Annotated in this window: 13 protein-coding genes; 4 read left to right on the forward strand and 9 right to left on the reverse strand. The window is 43.0% G+C overall.

Features of this window, described 5'->3' with window-relative positions; genetic code table 11:
- Positions 1–52: 52 nt before the first annotated feature.
- Positions 53–2,176, reverse strand: coding sequence for a fatty acid oxidation complex subunit alpha FadJ (gene fadJ / locus OCV27_RS10620; protein WP_125320312.1), 2,124 nt, complete (start codon positions 2,174–2,176; stop codon positions 53–55).
- Entirely contained in the window at positions 2,176–3,483 is a 1,308-nt protein-coding gene (gene fadI / locus OCV27_RS10625) for an acetyl-CoA C-acyltransferase FadI (RefSeq protein ID WP_125320313.1), read from the reverse strand. Before fadI ends, fadJ begins: the two co-directional genes overlap by 1 nt.
- A gap of 494 nt (positions 3,484–3,977) precedes the next feature.
- Between fadI and OCV27_RS10630 the strand changes: the two genes are divergently transcribed.
- The 4 genes from OCV27_RS10630 (at position 3,978) to OCV27_RS10645 (ending at position 8,443) form a co-directional block, all read left to right on the forward strand.
- The gene (locus OCV27_RS10630) at positions 3,978–4,526 is read left to right on the forward strand and encodes a sigma-70 family RNA polymerase sigma factor (protein WP_185759744.1); all 549 of its coding nucleotides are present in this window, start codon (positions 3,978–3,980) and stop codon (positions 4,524–4,526) included.
- Complete coding sequence (locus tag OCV27_RS10635) at positions 4,519–5,247, forward strand: DUF3379 domain-containing protein (protein WP_125320315.1); 729 nt, start codon at positions 4,519–4,521, stop codon at positions 5,245–5,247. The genes OCV27_RS10630 and OCV27_RS10635 overlap by 8 nt, the downstream gene beginning before the upstream one ends.
- Before the next feature lie 263 nt (positions 5,248–5,510).
- Entirely contained in the window at positions 5,511–6,797 is a 1,287-nt protein-coding gene (locus OCV27_RS10640; protein WP_125320345.1) for an outer membrane protein transport protein, read from the forward strand.
- Between the two features lie 311 nt (positions 6,798–7,108).
- Positions 7,109–8,443, forward strand: a complete 1,335-nt coding sequence (locus tag OCV27_RS10645) for an outer membrane protein transport protein (RefSeq protein ID WP_125320316.1) — start codon at positions 7,109–7,111, stop codon at positions 8,441–8,443.
- Positions 8,444–8,512: 69 nt separating this feature from the next.
- Here the strand turns inward: OCV27_RS10645 and OCV27_RS10650 are convergent, their stop codons facing one another.
- The 7 genes from OCV27_RS10650 to ccmD form a co-directional block, all read right to left on the reverse strand.
- A complete protein-coding gene (locus OCV27_RS10650) occupies positions 8,513–9,274 on the reverse strand; it encodes an MlaA family lipoprotein (protein WP_125320317.1) in 762 nt (253 codons plus the stop codon).
- 69 nt (positions 9,275–9,343) lie between these two features.
- Positions 9,344–10,564, reverse strand: coding sequence for a c-type cytochrome biogenesis protein CcmI (gene ccmI, locus OCV27_RS10655; protein ID WP_125320318.1), 1,221 nt, complete (start codon positions 10,562–10,564; stop codon positions 9,344–9,346).
- Positions 10,564–11,040 (reverse strand): cytochrome c-type biogenesis protein, encoded by a 477-nt coding sequence (locus OCV27_RS10660; RefSeq protein WP_420919466.1) that lies wholly within the window; start codon positions 11,038–11,040, stop codon positions 10,564–10,566. The genes ccmI and OCV27_RS10660 overlap by 1 nt, the downstream gene beginning before the upstream one ends.
- Positions 11,037–11,591 carry a DsbE family thiol:disulfide interchange protein gene (locus OCV27_RS10665; protein WP_125320319.1) on the reverse strand — a complete coding sequence of 185 codons (555 nt, stop codon included), beginning with the start codon at positions 11,589–11,591 and terminating at the stop codon, positions 11,037–11,039. Before OCV27_RS10665 ends, OCV27_RS10660 begins: the two co-directional genes overlap by 4 nt.
- The gene (locus OCV27_RS10670) at positions 11,591–13,549 is read right to left on the reverse strand and encodes a heme lyase CcmF/NrfE family subunit (protein WP_125320320.1); all 1,959 of its coding nucleotides are present in this window, start codon (positions 13,547–13,549) and stop codon (positions 11,591–11,593) included. The genes OCV27_RS10665 and OCV27_RS10670 overlap by 1 nt, the downstream gene beginning before the upstream one ends.
- Positions 13,546–14,031, reverse strand: coding sequence for a cytochrome c maturation protein CcmE (gene ccmE, locus OCV27_RS10675; protein WP_125320321.1), 486 nt, complete (start codon positions 14,029–14,031; stop codon positions 13,546–13,548). Before ccmE ends, OCV27_RS10670 begins: the two co-directional genes overlap by 4 nt.
- Positions 14,028–14,234, reverse strand: a complete 207-nt coding sequence (gene ccmD / locus OCV27_RS10680; RefSeq protein WP_125320322.1) for a heme exporter protein CcmD — start codon at positions 14,232–14,234, stop codon at positions 14,028–14,030. Before ccmD ends, ccmE begins: the two co-directional genes overlap by 4 nt.

Raw genomic sequence — 14,234 nt, forward strand, 5'->3', positions numbered from 1 at the left:
AGGTTACAAAAAAGGCGAACTCTACCGCTCGCCTTTTCACATTCATAAACAATTATTCATAAAATGGTTTGTTCAAACCAGCGCGAGTCAATAATCCATCACAAGGCGCAAAACGAGCGCCATATTTCTGAGCATGTTGGTTCATCAGTTCAATAACCGTCTCTAAACCAAGCTGGTCCATGTATCGAAAAGGACCACCAAGGAATGGCGGAAAGCCGATGCCAAATATAGCGCCAATATCACCATCACGTGGGCTGCGGATTATTCCTTCCTCAAGACAACGGACCGCTTCATTTAGCATTGGTAACACGCAGCGTAGAGCAAGTTCCTTTTCTGCCAACGTAATTTCAGGAGTAAGGCTCAACAGTTTATAGACGGATTTATCTACCTCTTTCTTTTTACCTTTGTAGGTATAAAAACCTTTGCCACTTTTTCTGCCTTTACGATTATCATCCAGCAAAGTATCGAACACATCTGGCCCTTTAAATCGCTCCCCAAGCTCCCCAACTAGGATAGGCATGATTTTAGCGCCAATATCAATACCGACTTCATCAAGCAAAGTAATTGGTCCGACAGGGAACCCAAAATTTAATAATGCTTTGTCCAAATGCTCTATAGGCTCACCAGACATTAAGATCTGAGCCGCTTCATTCATGTAAGGGGCAAGAATCCGGTTGACATAAAAGCCGGCGCAATCTTTAACGACAATCGGCGTTTTCCCTTGCTTGCGAGCAAACTCAACCACGGTAGAGATAGTCTCATCGGATGTCGTATGGTGAGGTATGATTTCCACCAATGGCATTTTTTCTACTGGACTGAAGTAATGCAAGCCTACAATTTGTTCTGGTCGCTGTGCTTTTTCGGCAATCTTATGAATCGGCAGTGACGATGTATTAGTCGCAAATATCGTGTTTTGGCTAGCATTCTCTTCGACATCAGCCACCATTTGCTGTTTTAATTCCAAGTCTTCAAACACAGCTTCCACAACAATGTCAGTATGATTAAAACGGGTAAAATCAATACCACCTGATAAGTTCAGCATCTTCGACTGTAGCTGCGCCCTAGATAAGATTCGGCGCTTACGCTGCCTATCAAACAACTTGTAATTGTACTTTAACGCATTGAGAACGCCGTCATTAGACATATCTTTAATTCTCACCTGAATCTTGGCTTTAGAGATGGTAACATGGCTGATTCCAGCGCCCATTAAGCCACCACCTAGAACCACTGCTGCGCTAATTTCACTTGGCTTAGCATCCGTTCCGTTGTCTTTTTTCATTTCAGTCGTTGCAAAGAAAATCGAACGCAGTGCCTTAGATTCTGGGGTCACTACCAACTCACCAAATCGCTCTGCTTCCTTTTCTTGACCTTTTTCAAAACCTTTTTCTAGGCCATATCGTATTACGTCTAAAATAGCTTCTGCTGCTGGATAGTTACCGCGCGTTTTTTCATAAGTTTTCTTAGCCGCTTGTTCAAAAATAACTTTCCGTCCCAAGCTGGTATTAGAGATGAGTTTTTCCTTGGTCGACACCTTGCGCTTAGCCTGTGACCTTCCAGTATTCTTATCAACAAAGCTTTTGGCCACTTGCAATAAAATGCTTTCTGGAACCACAGCGTCAACAACACCTAACTTTTTCGCTTTAACTGCTCTTAACTGCTTACCTGTGAGGATCATATCGAGAGAAGGCAGTAAACCAATTAAGCGAGGTAAACGCTGAGTACCACCAGAGCCCGGTAATAAACCCAATTGCACTTCAGGCAATCCTAAACGGGTTTTGTCTGAAGCTGAGCACACTCGATAGTCACATGCTAAAGCTAACTCTAAACCACCGCCCAAACATGGCCCATGAATAGCTGCAACCACAGGAAATGGAAGGTCAGACAATTGCTGAAACATCTTCTGCCCTTGCTCAGCCAAGGCTTTCGCTTGCTTTGCACTGGTACAAGCATCAAGCATCCGCACATCAGCACCAGCAATAAAGTTATCAGGCTTGAGTGAGTGGACAATGACTCCCTTGATAGACGCAATTTTCTCTTGTAACTGAGTGAATATTGCTTCCATTTCATTGGCAAAAGCAGCTTGTAAAGTGTTCATCCTCTCGCCCGGAACATCAATCGATAACCAAGCAATGTTTTGTTCATCAATCTTTAAATCAAATGCTTTTTGTTCACTCATTACTCGACCTCCAGAACCATAGCTGCACCTAAACCACCTGCTGCGCAGGCTGTATTCAACGCCAAACCACCACCACGGCGTTTAAGCTCTCTCAATGTTTGGGTAATCATACGAGCGCCCGTGGCTGCAAATGGGTGGCCGTAGGCAATCGAGCCTCCCAATACATTAAATTTTTCCATATCGATTTCACCAATCGCTTTAGCAAGGCCGAGTTTTTGCTGAGCAAATTTATCAGAGGCGAACATTTTTACGTTCGATAATGTCTGAGCAGCAAAGGCTTCGTGCATATCAATTAAAGTCAAATCAGACAGCTCAATGCCAGCTCTACTAAGCGCTAACGGAGTCGAGTAGGAAGGTCCCATCAACATATCCATTTCAACCCCAATCGCTGAAAATGCGTACGACCGAATATAGCCCATTACGTCAAGGCCTAACTCTTTGGCTTTACCTTCACGCATCAACATTATTGCTGCTGCGCCATCCGTTAATGGGGTACTATTCGCCGCCGTTACACTGCCATATTGACGATCAAACGCTGGGCGTAATTTGGCGTAACCTTCCAGTGTAGAGTCATGACGAACATTATTGTCTTGGGATATCCACTGTCTATAAGGTTCAGGGAAAGCAGTCATGACCTCCCCTTCAATCTTGCCTTCTTTCCATGCCTGTGATGCCAAAGAGTGAGAGCGATGAGCAAGTGCATCTTGTTCTTGACGAGTAATCGCATGGGACTTGGCCATCTGTTCGGCGGTTTGACCCATGGAAAGACCGGTTGAATACTCTGCCACAGCAGGAGGAACGGGCATGAGATCTTTGAATGAAAGATTTTTAAGCAATTTAAGCTTCTGGCCCATGGTTTTGGTTTTGCTTAAAGCAAGAAGATTAGCGGCCAATTTTTTTGAGACTCCGATAGGCAATACTGAGGAAGAGTCTGCTCCCCCCGCAATGCCGACATCGATAGTGCCTGCCATGATACTTTCCGCCACATTGACAGCAGATTGAAAACTGGTTGCGCAAGCTCGGGTTACACTATAGGCATCAGTGTTAATATTCATTCCTGTTCCCAGCACGATTTCTCGCGCAATATTGGGCGCTTCAGGCATCTGTACAACCTGACCAAACACGACTTGATCAACCAATTTAGGGTCGATTTCAGTACGTGCCATCATTTCACTCACCACCATTTTTCCTAGATCAATAGCTGGCACCTGACTAAATTCCGTGCTTTGACGTGCAAACGGTGTCCGCAAACCCGCAACAACCGCAATACGCTCACCTGAGCGCGTTTTCACTTCCTGCTTGCCCATTATTTCTCCTTTACAAAATAGAGGTCAGACCAGAAATATTGTAACCAGAATGTTAGGCGAATCAAACGCTCGTTTAATTAAACGTGATTTGGGATGGAAAAGCGATGACTTTAACTGTGGGTTATTAGGTATAAAAAACATTCCGCGCATGGTTGGAAAACAAGCAATGAACTTAAATCAATAGAAAGTAACCAGTGCCTTGATAAAAACGAAAGTCAGCCTACAAAAAGAAATCTCACCTTGCTCAACACATCAGCTTAAAGGCTCATTAGATCGCAGACCGGACTATACTCTGTGAGTAATATTGAATGTTGAAATAAATCCATTTTGAGTCGATTTTTTAGCCATAATATTTAGCGTACAATTAGTCTGGTCTGATAAGTCCAGAGAATGTTTGATTAAAGACTCAGTAAATCATACTCTTCTAGTGCCTAGACTTAGGTGTATGACCAAACCACAGAGCAAAATTGGAGGCTCATGTGTCCGTTATTAATATTTTTGGAAAGAAAAAGTCGAGTCCTCCGGTCAACTCGGATATAGACAGACAAAGAAAGTATGAAGCACTTGTTAGAGCGTATCATAGGGATTTATACCGCTATGCCTATTGGCTGTGCAAAGACAAATCTGTAGCAGAAGATCTTGTCCAAGAAACCTGCTTACGGGCATGGAAGTCTCTTGAGAGCTTGCAAGATGAAAAAGCGGCAAAGTCGTGGCTTATTACCATATTAAGACGTGAAAACGCTCGCCGTTTTGAAAGGAAGCAGTTTGATCTAGTTGATATTGATGATCACGCTAATGACGCCAAAGTCAGTGATGCGCCGCACCATCAATCGCAATGGATACAAGCGCAAATTATGAAACTGGAAGATGAGTACCGTGAACCGCTTTTTTTGCAGGTCGTCGGGGGGTTCAGTGGCGAAGAGATCGGTGAGATTCTCGGCCTCAACAAGAACACAGTGATGACTCGTCTGTTTAGAGCAAGGAACCAGTTGAAAGACATGCTAGATACAGAAAATTGTCACCGAGGGCAACAAAATGGATGAGTTAGAATTCCGTCGTCGTATTATGTCCGATCCCAAAGAGCGGGATAGGGATATTGTTGAAGCAATCAAAGCTGACAGTGCCAACAGCAAATTTGCCGATGATGTACTGGATCTCGACACGCATATTGCTAAAGCGATGGCGGTTGATGTTCCTGAAGATCTAGTTGATCGCATTTTGTTTAGTCAAACATCTCACTCTGAATCAAATATCATCAGACCCACTTTTGCAAAACGTGCAATGGCCACTGCTGCATCGATTGCATTTGCATTTGGTCTTCTGATTGGACAAGTCAACTGGGGCAATATTGTTGTGCCAGTAGCGCACGCCAGTATTTCAGATATTGCGATTAAACATGTTGTCGATGAAAAGCCTTTCGTCGCACGCCTTGATGAAAATGTACCCTCATCACAAATCAATGCCAAAATGATGCCGTTCGATCATCAACTTGGCGCTAACTTTCCCTATCATGTGTACTATCTCAATCATTGTGGCTTTGGCGATACAAACGCGCTGCACATGGTATTTCAAGGTGAAAAAGGCAAAATCACCTTGTTCTTAACCAGCATACCCTCCAAACAAGCTGTGGATTTTGAGCAGCAGGGTATGACTGGTGTGGTTGAACCCCTTGGTAACACCAGCTTAATTCTCGTCGGTGAAGAAGGTGAAAATATTGCTAACATCGCTGAAAACATAGCAAACATTATCAAACCTATGAGTTAACCAAATTTTAACATTTTGTGAGCTACCTCATGGCTTGAGCAATCTGCTTGAGCCATTTTTTTAGTCAAAAAATAGAGTTAAAACTCTATTTAATTCACTTTTACTGTCAATTCCTGCCAAATAGCTTTTATTTCTGTAATTTTACCTACTTAGTGCGTAATGGTCCGATTTCTATCTTTTATACTGGCTGCTTAGATTTACCAACCATTGAGTTTTCACTCAAATAAGACGTCCGCGAGAGGCGAAGAAAAAGGAAAAGTATGATGAATAAGACACGTCTGTTTAAGAAGTCACTTCTAGCCGTGACCATTGCCAGTACCACTCTGGCTTCGCAGCAAGCTCTCGCTGCAGGCTTCCAACTAAACGCACAATCTGCCACTGGCCTTGGTCGTGCTTTTGCTGGTGATGCCGTAATTGCTGATAATGCTTCATCAATGGCGCGTAACCCAGCAACAATGGCATTATTTGATGAAATGTCACTCTCTCTAGGGTTTGTTTCTATCACTTCAAAAATTGAAGTAAAAGATGCCCAATACAGAGTATTTAATGGTACGAACTATACAACTTCAGATTCAAATTATAGTGACGCAGGTGATACTTCTATTGCCCCTAACATCCATTTAATCGTACCTGTAAACGATAAATTTGCATGGGGTGTAAATGCCTATACCAACTTTGGTACAAAAACGGAATTTGATAGCTCTTTTGCCGCTTCGGAGTATGGTGGCCTAACCGACGTTAAAAGCATGAATCTCGGCGTATCAGGCTCATACAGACTAGATGAGCAATGGAGCTTTGGTGCTGGCCTCGATTTTATTTATGGTGAGGGTAAGCTTAAACGCACGGCAAGCCCAACACTTTCAAACGTTTTAACGAGCGGCGCATCTTCATCGTATACAGCTCTAGATACGAAAGCTGATGGCTGGGCTGTGGGTTTTAATTTAGGTACAGTATACGAGCTTGATGATAAAAATCGTTTCGGCTTCTCTTATCGTTACAGCCCTGACTTAGAAGCGGAAGGTGACATCGTCAAATCAGGTACAACTTATTCCTCTGACACCTTACATATGCCACTACCTGATATGGCAGAATTCTCGGGTTACCATCGCCTCAATGATAAGTATGCCGTTCACTATAGTATCCAATGGATAAACTGGAGTGAGTTTGATAAGTTAGTCGCTGACAAAGCTGGTGATATCAATACTTATGAATGGCAAAATGGAATGCACTACTCTATTGGTGGTACCTATTACTTAAACCAAGATTGGACACTACGTGCGGGTTATATGTATGACACCAGCGCACAAGACAAAGTCACATCTGTATCAGTACCAGATTCTGATCGTAACTGGTTATCTACTGGGTTTACTTACCATATAGACGATAAATCAAATATTGATTTTGGTTTCACATATTTGCTAGGTGAAGATGTCAAAGTTGAGGAAACAACTTTAAATCCAAATAACCCCACCCAACAACTATCTTCAATAAATGGCACTACAAAGGCAGACGCTATCTTAGTTGGCCTGCAATATAGCCGCAGTTTCTAATCTAAACACTCTAACGGCCACATAAGGGCCACATAAGGGCCATATCATATGGCCCTTTTTCGTTTCCTTACCTAAATCAAAGCATTATTTGATTATTTTTAGCCTACGGCTGTGCTATCAAATAGCGTTTTCACACCACGAGTGTTCGCTGAGTAAGTGCTATATAGATTTAATAATCAGAGAGTTATAAAAAAAACTCTTACAGTCGCCATATTTTATCTCGAATATGACTATTAGCCTGCTTTTTATTTTTAAAGTAATAACTCTAACTCTATTATCTCCAGACACTTTTATAAAGTCAGCGATATATAATGAAACCAAAAATTACTTTTCTCTCTCTCGCAGTGGCCGCGAGTCTAATGTCAGCTGCTCATACCGCCAATGCAGCGGGATTTCAGTTAGCGGAATACTCGGCAACAGGCCTAGGACGAGCATATGCTGGTGAAGCCGCAATAGCAGATAATGCCAGCGCACAGTGGCGTAACCCTGCGATGCTCACGTATCTGCAAGGCACTCAAGTCTCACTCGGCGCTATTTATGTTAATCCAAATGTGGATGTCAACGGCACGGTTGATGGATCAATATCGGCTAACCCTACTCTGCCTACCTCAAATGCAGCTTCGTCAGACTTTGCTGATGATGCCATTATTCCAAACTTTTACCTCTCGCATAAATACTCGGACCAAATCGCGGTTGGATTTGCGCTCGGGACCAACTATGGTATGGAAACCAACCTAGAAAATGACTTCGCGGCTGCACATTTTGGTAATCAAGCCAGCGTCACCACAATCGAAGCTAACTTAAATGCCGCCTATCAGCTCAATCAACGATGGAGTGTTGGTGGCGGTCTTCGTTATGTAATGGGTGAAGGCAGCTTTGGCGCTAAGACCCCTGAAAATAATATAATTGGTCAATCTGGAATGACCCCTATCTCAGCACCTAAAGGTACAGTCCTTAAGTATATGGAAGGTGACGATACAGCTTGGGGCTGGCAAGTAGGAACGGCGTGGCAAATCAACCAAGATCACCGTATTGGCTTTAGCTACAAATCCGAAGTTCAACTGAAACTTGAAGGCTATGCCACAGGATTTGGGTTTGATTCGAGTCTTAGTAATGGCAACCGTGATAACGGCACTATGGATCTTGCGCTTCCTGCCACAGCAGAACTCGCTAGCTTCCACCAGTTAACTGAAAAATTCGCCATTCATACCAGCATCAACTGGACAGATTGGAGCAGTTTTGAAAAGCTTGAAGCTCAGTTAGACACATTTGGCAGTCAAATGGTCAAAGTTGAAAATTGGCAAGATAACTATCGTGTAGCACTCGGCGCCACTTACCAGCTAGAGCCGAAATTAACGCTTCGCACTGGTATAGCTTACGACACCTCAGCGGTGAGTGATAAAAACCGCACTATTACCATTCCCGAAACAGACCGCACTTGGTTAAGCCTTGGTGCAAGTTATACGTTTACTAAACAGTTAACCCTAGATGGTGGGTTAACCTACATTCTGGCTAAAGACACCCCAATCACCGAATCACGTGGCTATGCTTCTGACGATACGGCGCAGAATGTTGGTGGACAATTTGTTGGAGAAACTAAGGGTTATATTTGGTTAATCGGCATTCAGGCCAGCTACAGATTCTAAATCATCACCGTTTAGCTTTAAGGTTTGAATTAGGCAATAAAAAAGCTTGGTCATTGACCAAGCTTTTTTCTAGAAGTCCTCATCGAGATAATCATCGAGGTAGGCCTCTTCGTCTTCATCATACTCATCTGGTGGTTCAACTTCAGCACTGAAATCCTGGCTTTGAAGATAAGCATCTCGAGTCAGCACATATGGGTCAGGGGAATTATCCAACAGCGCTTCTTGAGACACCAACGATGCGCGCGTTTCCATCCCTTCCAAGGCCCATTTACCAAGACCAGCCCAGATATTAAGCAATGAAAGCGGGACATAAGTATTATCGACTAAATCTGCCGATTCCCTAACTGTCCAAGGCCCATAACCTGGCACCATAACATAAGGCCCATTACCAACACCATAATGCCCTACCGCATCACCAAATGATTTATTATTATGGTGAGTAATTCCCGCAGCCGACGCCACATCAATTAAACCCAGTAAGCCAAAGGTACTGTTTATCCAAAAACGGTTAAAGTGATCAATCGCCTTATGACCATTGCCCATAATTAAGTTATTAATAATACTTGCTGGCTCATCAAGGTTACCCAAAAAGTTTGAGATCCCATGACGTACAGGTTCAGGAACATAATTGACATAAGCCAAGGAGACAGGGCGAACAAAATAAGGGTCTAAGAAATCGTAGTTAACCTCCCACATTGTGCGGTTAAAACCCTCTAATGGATCATTGGCATCAGACTCATCCGATACGGAGTCTTGGGGAGCACTGGCACACCCCATCAGAAACATTGTCCCACACACAACTGCCCATAACTGGGACTTATAACTCTTCATTATTACCACTTCCACACAAAGGCCGGCACTCAGTAGTACCAGCCTCTACAATTTTTGTTAAGACTACGTTTATTGATATATTTTATCAATAGTAACTGAAACAGATTGTCCCATTTTAACTGCTTCACTCTCACCAAACCAATCCCCTTGCTTAGTGGCAACATTTCCATCTTTATCCAGACGTACTCTTACCATTAGTGACTCCAATGAGGATAGCTTACGATTTTGCAACATACTATTAGTATCATCAAGAACAACCGTTCTGGGAAAAGATCCTAGAGGGTATCGAGCCGCAGCAACTGGCATAGGTGAACCATCCGCAGTATGAACAGAAACAATTAACGCTGATTTTTTATCAACTTTAACCTTATCGCTTAAGGAGATAGAAACAGAGACTGATTTACCACTGTTTTCATCCCCCCCCAATTGCTGCTGAGCATTATCGATGCTGCGCGACAACATTTCATAGCGGCTATCAGCAGGGCCAATCATACGTTGCATCACTCGCCAATAGCGTACGGCACCAGTATAATCTTCTCTCTCATAAGCGTCGAATGCCAATAATGAGAAAACACGCAAATCGACATGGTCATTTTGCACCAAATCCCCAAGAACACGGCGTGCAGTGGTTTGATCAAGCTCATCTTGCGATAACATCAAGGCCTGAGCATAACCTAACTTAATGTCATCATCATCTGGCTTCAACATATATGCTTTTTTCATCGCACCAATCGCAGTAGTAACATTCCTATCAGCTAACGCAATCCGACCCAATAGTAACCAACCTGTAGAATCATCCGGATGGTAATGCAAACGAGTACGCAAAGCCAAAGTAAGATCGCGCATTTCGTCATCACTCAAGGCCCCCCCTTCTGGGGTTATCAATTTTTTAGATAAAGCAGGTAAGTTAGCACTAACTTGTTGCCATTGTTCAACTTGACTCCAAGCTCCAAACTTAAAATACAGTGCATAAGACAACACAACAACAAACACTACAGACGGTAGCAAAATAGCTAAGGGAGAAATTGAGCTTTGGGGATTAGCTCTCTGCTGATGGGGGACATCATCAAGCAAGGACTGTTTAAGATCATCTACAAGCTCCTGCTGGTTCGCCACTATGCCCCCTTGTGTTTCCTCTGCAAGTTCAGACAACCTATCTTGGTACAGTGCTTTGTTAAGTTCATCACGCAGTAAATCGTCATTATTGGCTTTCTTTCGAATAATGGGTATACCGATAAGAACTATGCTAAGTAGAATTAGAATGGCTGAAACAATCCAAAATAACGTCATTACTGCTTCTCTCCATTATTCTTTTTTTCTAGGAGCGCCTCTAAACGATCTTCTTTAGCTTGATCCCACGTCACACTGCTAATCCGACTTTGACTTGAACGAGTACGTACAATAATAAAACCGAAACCGACCATAACAACAAATATTGGCCCCAACCATAAAATAGCGGTAGCAAGTGTAAATGGGGGGTTGTAGGTGACAAAATTACCATACCGAGCCACCATATAGTCGACAATATCCTGTTTGGACTCACCCTGTTTGGTCATATCGTACACTTTCTGCCGTATATCAACGGCCAGTGCAGAATTTGAGTCTGCAATAGTATTATTTTGACATTTAGGGCATCGAAGCGTGTTACTCAGCTCTTTAAACTGCTGTTCCTGCTCTAAATCCTCAAATTCATAGATCTGGATAGTTGCATTGACAGAAAAAGATAGAACCACAGCACAAAACATAAAAAATAGGGTGTTTTTCACTGCTTAGCCTCCGCCAACAACTGGTCATAGATAGGTTTAATGTCGTCATTCCAACTGCGATCACTAACATTACTTGCATGGCGATAACGAATCACACCTTGTGCATCAATCAAAAACGTCTCAGGCGCTCCATAGACGCCTAAATCTAGGCCTAACATACCACTGCCATCAAATAGACTAATTAGGTAAGGATTACCGAGTTGGTCTAACCACTTGACCGCTTTAGCACGCTCGTCTTTATAGTTCATGCCGATAATTTTAACGCCTTCCGACGCCAGTTTATTCAAATACTGATGTTCGACATAACAAGTCGAGCACCAAGTTGCCCACACATTGAGAAGTAACGGTTCACCTTTAAAAATCGATTGGTCGTAAAGTTTCCCCGGCTCTGCAAGGTCTTCAAGCTTGAAATGAGGAACAGATTGACCAATTAGTACTGATTCGAGTTTAGTCGGATCATCACCATGTGAATTTTTGAACAACTGAGTAGCAAACACAGCGACCAAACCCAAAAAAGCCACCAGCGGAATAAATAGTAATTTTTTCTGCATTACGCCTCCTGCATTTTTGTACTTTTTCTAAAGCGATAACGCTTATCGCTTATCGATACCACACCAGCAATAGCCATGAGCAAGGCCCCTGCCCAAATCCATCGCACAAAAGGTTTATAGTAAATACGAACAGCCCAAGACTTGTCATCTTCCAGCCTCTCACCCAATGCAATATATAGATCGCGGGTGACACCTCTATCTATAGCAGCTTCAGTCATCATGGATCGGGCGGTACGATAAAAACGCTTTTCTGCATATAAGGTATTCAGATACTCACCTTGGTGACTGATTTTAAAGTCCGCAACATAGCCATCGTAATTTGGACCATTTTTATCTTTCACACCTTTAAAATAGAAATCATAACCTTGGATACTATAGCTTTGCCCGGGAGCCAAACGTACATCACGTTCAATGCTATAGTTTTGCACCATAGCGATACCGATAATGCCAACGGCAAGACCAATATGACCAAGCACCATCGCCCAGTGACTGCGTTGAAGCTTGGTAACGCCAACAGAAAAATTATGCCTATGGGTAGCCCTCTGATGGATCTCAAAGCCATGCATAAAGATAATCCATAGCGCCATTACCCAGCCTAGGTAGGCCATAAACTGGAAAAAGTCAGCCAGTAAGAATACCAATACATAGGCTAAAACCAGTGAAGCAATACCTGCTATCAGCATAGGTTTAACTAAGCTGGAGAGATTATCGCGCTTCCATCGAATCAGTGGCCCGATACCAAGCAAGAACGAAAATGGCACCATTAACCACGCAAATAAAAGATCAAAAAATGGCGCACCTATAGATACTGAGCCTAAGCCTATTTGTTTATGAACAAGAGGCAGTAACGTGCCAACTAGAACAACGACTAACCCAGCAATAAGTAATACATTGTTTGCAAGGAGTGTGTTTTCCCGTGAAATAAGTTCAAAATTACCACGGACACGAACCTTAGAACTCTTTAAAGCAAACAGCAGTAACGAACCACCAATAATAAAAACCAAGAAGAATAAAATAAACACTCCTCTGGCGGGATCTGAGGCAAAAGCATGCACTGAGACCAAAATGCCTGATCGAACTAAGAAGGTACCTAATAAGCTTAAGGAAAATGCTGATATGGCGAGTAATACAGTCCAAGCTTTAAATGTGCCGCGTTTTTCTGTCACAGCCAGTGAGTGCATCAAAGCGGTACCCGCTAACCAAGGCATAAAGGACGCATTTTCTACTGGATCCCAAAACCACCATCCTCCCCAACCTAGCTCGTAGTATGCCCACCAAGATCCAAGTGCAATCCCTAAGGTGAGAAACAACCACGCAGCTGTCGTCCACGGACGAGACCAACGTGCCCATGCGGTATCAAGCCTGCCAGTCATTAGTGATGCAATGGCAAATGAGAATGCCACAGAAAATCCTACATACCCCATGTAAAGCATGGGTGGGTGAATGATAAGTCCTGGATCCTGTAATAAAGGATTCAGATCACGCCCATCAACAGGAAAGAAAGGCAAGGTTCTTAAAAAGGGATTAGATGTGACGATAATAAACAGTAAGAAACCAACACTAATCATGCCCATCACAGCAAGTACCCGTGACACTGATTCCTGCGGCATACCACGGCTAAACGTAGCTACTGCAACTGTCCATATCGCTTGGATTAGTACCCATAGCAACAAAGAACCTTCATGAGCTCCCCAAACCGCCGTAAGACGATAATACCAAGGTAATTGGCTATTAGAATTAGTCGCAACATAGGTCAGTGTAAAGTCGTTGGTGTAAAAAGCCCAAAGTAACACAGCAAAAGATAAAGCTAGTAGCAAGAACATCCCCCAAGACAAAGGTCGTGCGGTGTTCATTAACAGAGTATTATTTCGAGATGCACCAATCAAAGGCAAAATACTCAATAACACTGCCATCGCTAGTGAAATAATTAAGGCAAAATGACCAATCTCAGCAATCATTGATCACTTCCTTGTTTTTGTTGTTCTGTATAATTAAGGGGTTGATGATTTTTCTTCATCGCCTCTGCAATCTCTGGAGGCATATATTCCTCATCATGCTTTGCAAGCACTTCAAAAGCTTCAACCGTAGTTGCGTTTTTCAAAACCCCTTGTGCAACAATGCCTTGCCCTTCTCTAAATAAATCGGGAAGTATACCGTTATAAATCACTGTTACTTTAGGGCCTACGTCATGCAATTCGAACGCAACTTGAAGTGATTCTGGGTCACGTTTTACCGATCCTTTGACCACCATACCACCAATACGCAGACGTTGACCGACCTCTGGCTTAATCCCGTCAGGCTTACCATCAACTAGCTCAGTTGGTGTGTAGAACAAGTCCATATTTTGGTTTAGTGCATACAACATAAGTCCAACCGTAGCAGTGATACCAACGAAAATAATCAGTACGACTCCCAACCTTTTCTTACGCCTTGGGTTCATAATGTGTTCTCCATACTTTTCGCAGCATCGATACGGGCTTGCCTATCTATCTTAGACTGGACTTCATCGAGCAATTTATTTCCACGGCGGATACTGGCAACAAGCAGAATAAAAAGCAAAAAAAATGTGATGCCAAAAGCGCTCCAAACATAAGCAGAGTATCCGCCCATTGCCAAAAAATCGTTCAAAGATTTAAAATACAC

Source organism: Vibrio pectenicida, from assembly GCA_024347015.1.
Classification (GTDB): Bacteria; Pseudomonadota; Gammaproteobacteria; order Enterobacterales; family Vibrionaceae; genus Vibrio; species Vibrio pectenicida.

Coding starts and splice junctions, on each gene's coding strand:
- fadJ (WP_125320312.1), bottom strand. CDS start 2,176: ATGAGTGAACAAAAAGCATTTGATTTAAAGATTGATGAACAAAACATT.
- fadI (WP_125320313.1), bottom strand. CDS start 3,483: ATGGGCAAGCAGGAAGTGAAAACGCGCTCAGGTGAGCGTATTGCGGTT.
- OCV27_RS10635 (WP_125320315.1), top strand. CDS start 4,519: ATGGATGAGTTAGAATTCCGTCGTCGTATTATGTCCGATCCCAAAGAG.
- OCV27_RS10640 (WP_125320345.1), top strand. CDS start 5,511: ATGAATAAGACACGTCTGTTTAAGAAGTCACTTCTAGCCGTGACCATT.
- OCV27_RS10645 (WP_125320316.1), top strand. CDS start 7,109: ATGAAACCAAAAATTACTTTTCTCTCTCTCGCAGTGGCCGCGAGTCTA.
- OCV27_RS10650 (WP_125320317.1), bottom strand. CDS start 9,274: ATGAAGAGTTATAAGTCCCAGTTATGGGCAGTTGTGTGTGGGACAATG.
- ccmI (WP_125320318.1), bottom strand. CDS start 10,564: ATGACGTTATTTTGGATTGTTTCAGCCATTCTAATTCTACTTAGCATA.
- OCV27_RS10665 (WP_125320319.1), bottom strand. CDS start 11,591: ATGCAGAAAAAATTACTATTTATTCCGCTGGTGGCTTTTTTGGGTTTG.
- OCV27_RS10670 (WP_125320320.1), bottom strand. CDS start 13,549: ATGATTGCTGAGATTGGTCATTTTGCCTTAATTATTTCACTAGCGATG.
- ccmE (WP_125320321.1), bottom strand. CDS start 14,031: ATGAACCCAAGGCGTAAGAAAAGGTTGGGAGTCGTACTGATTATTTTC.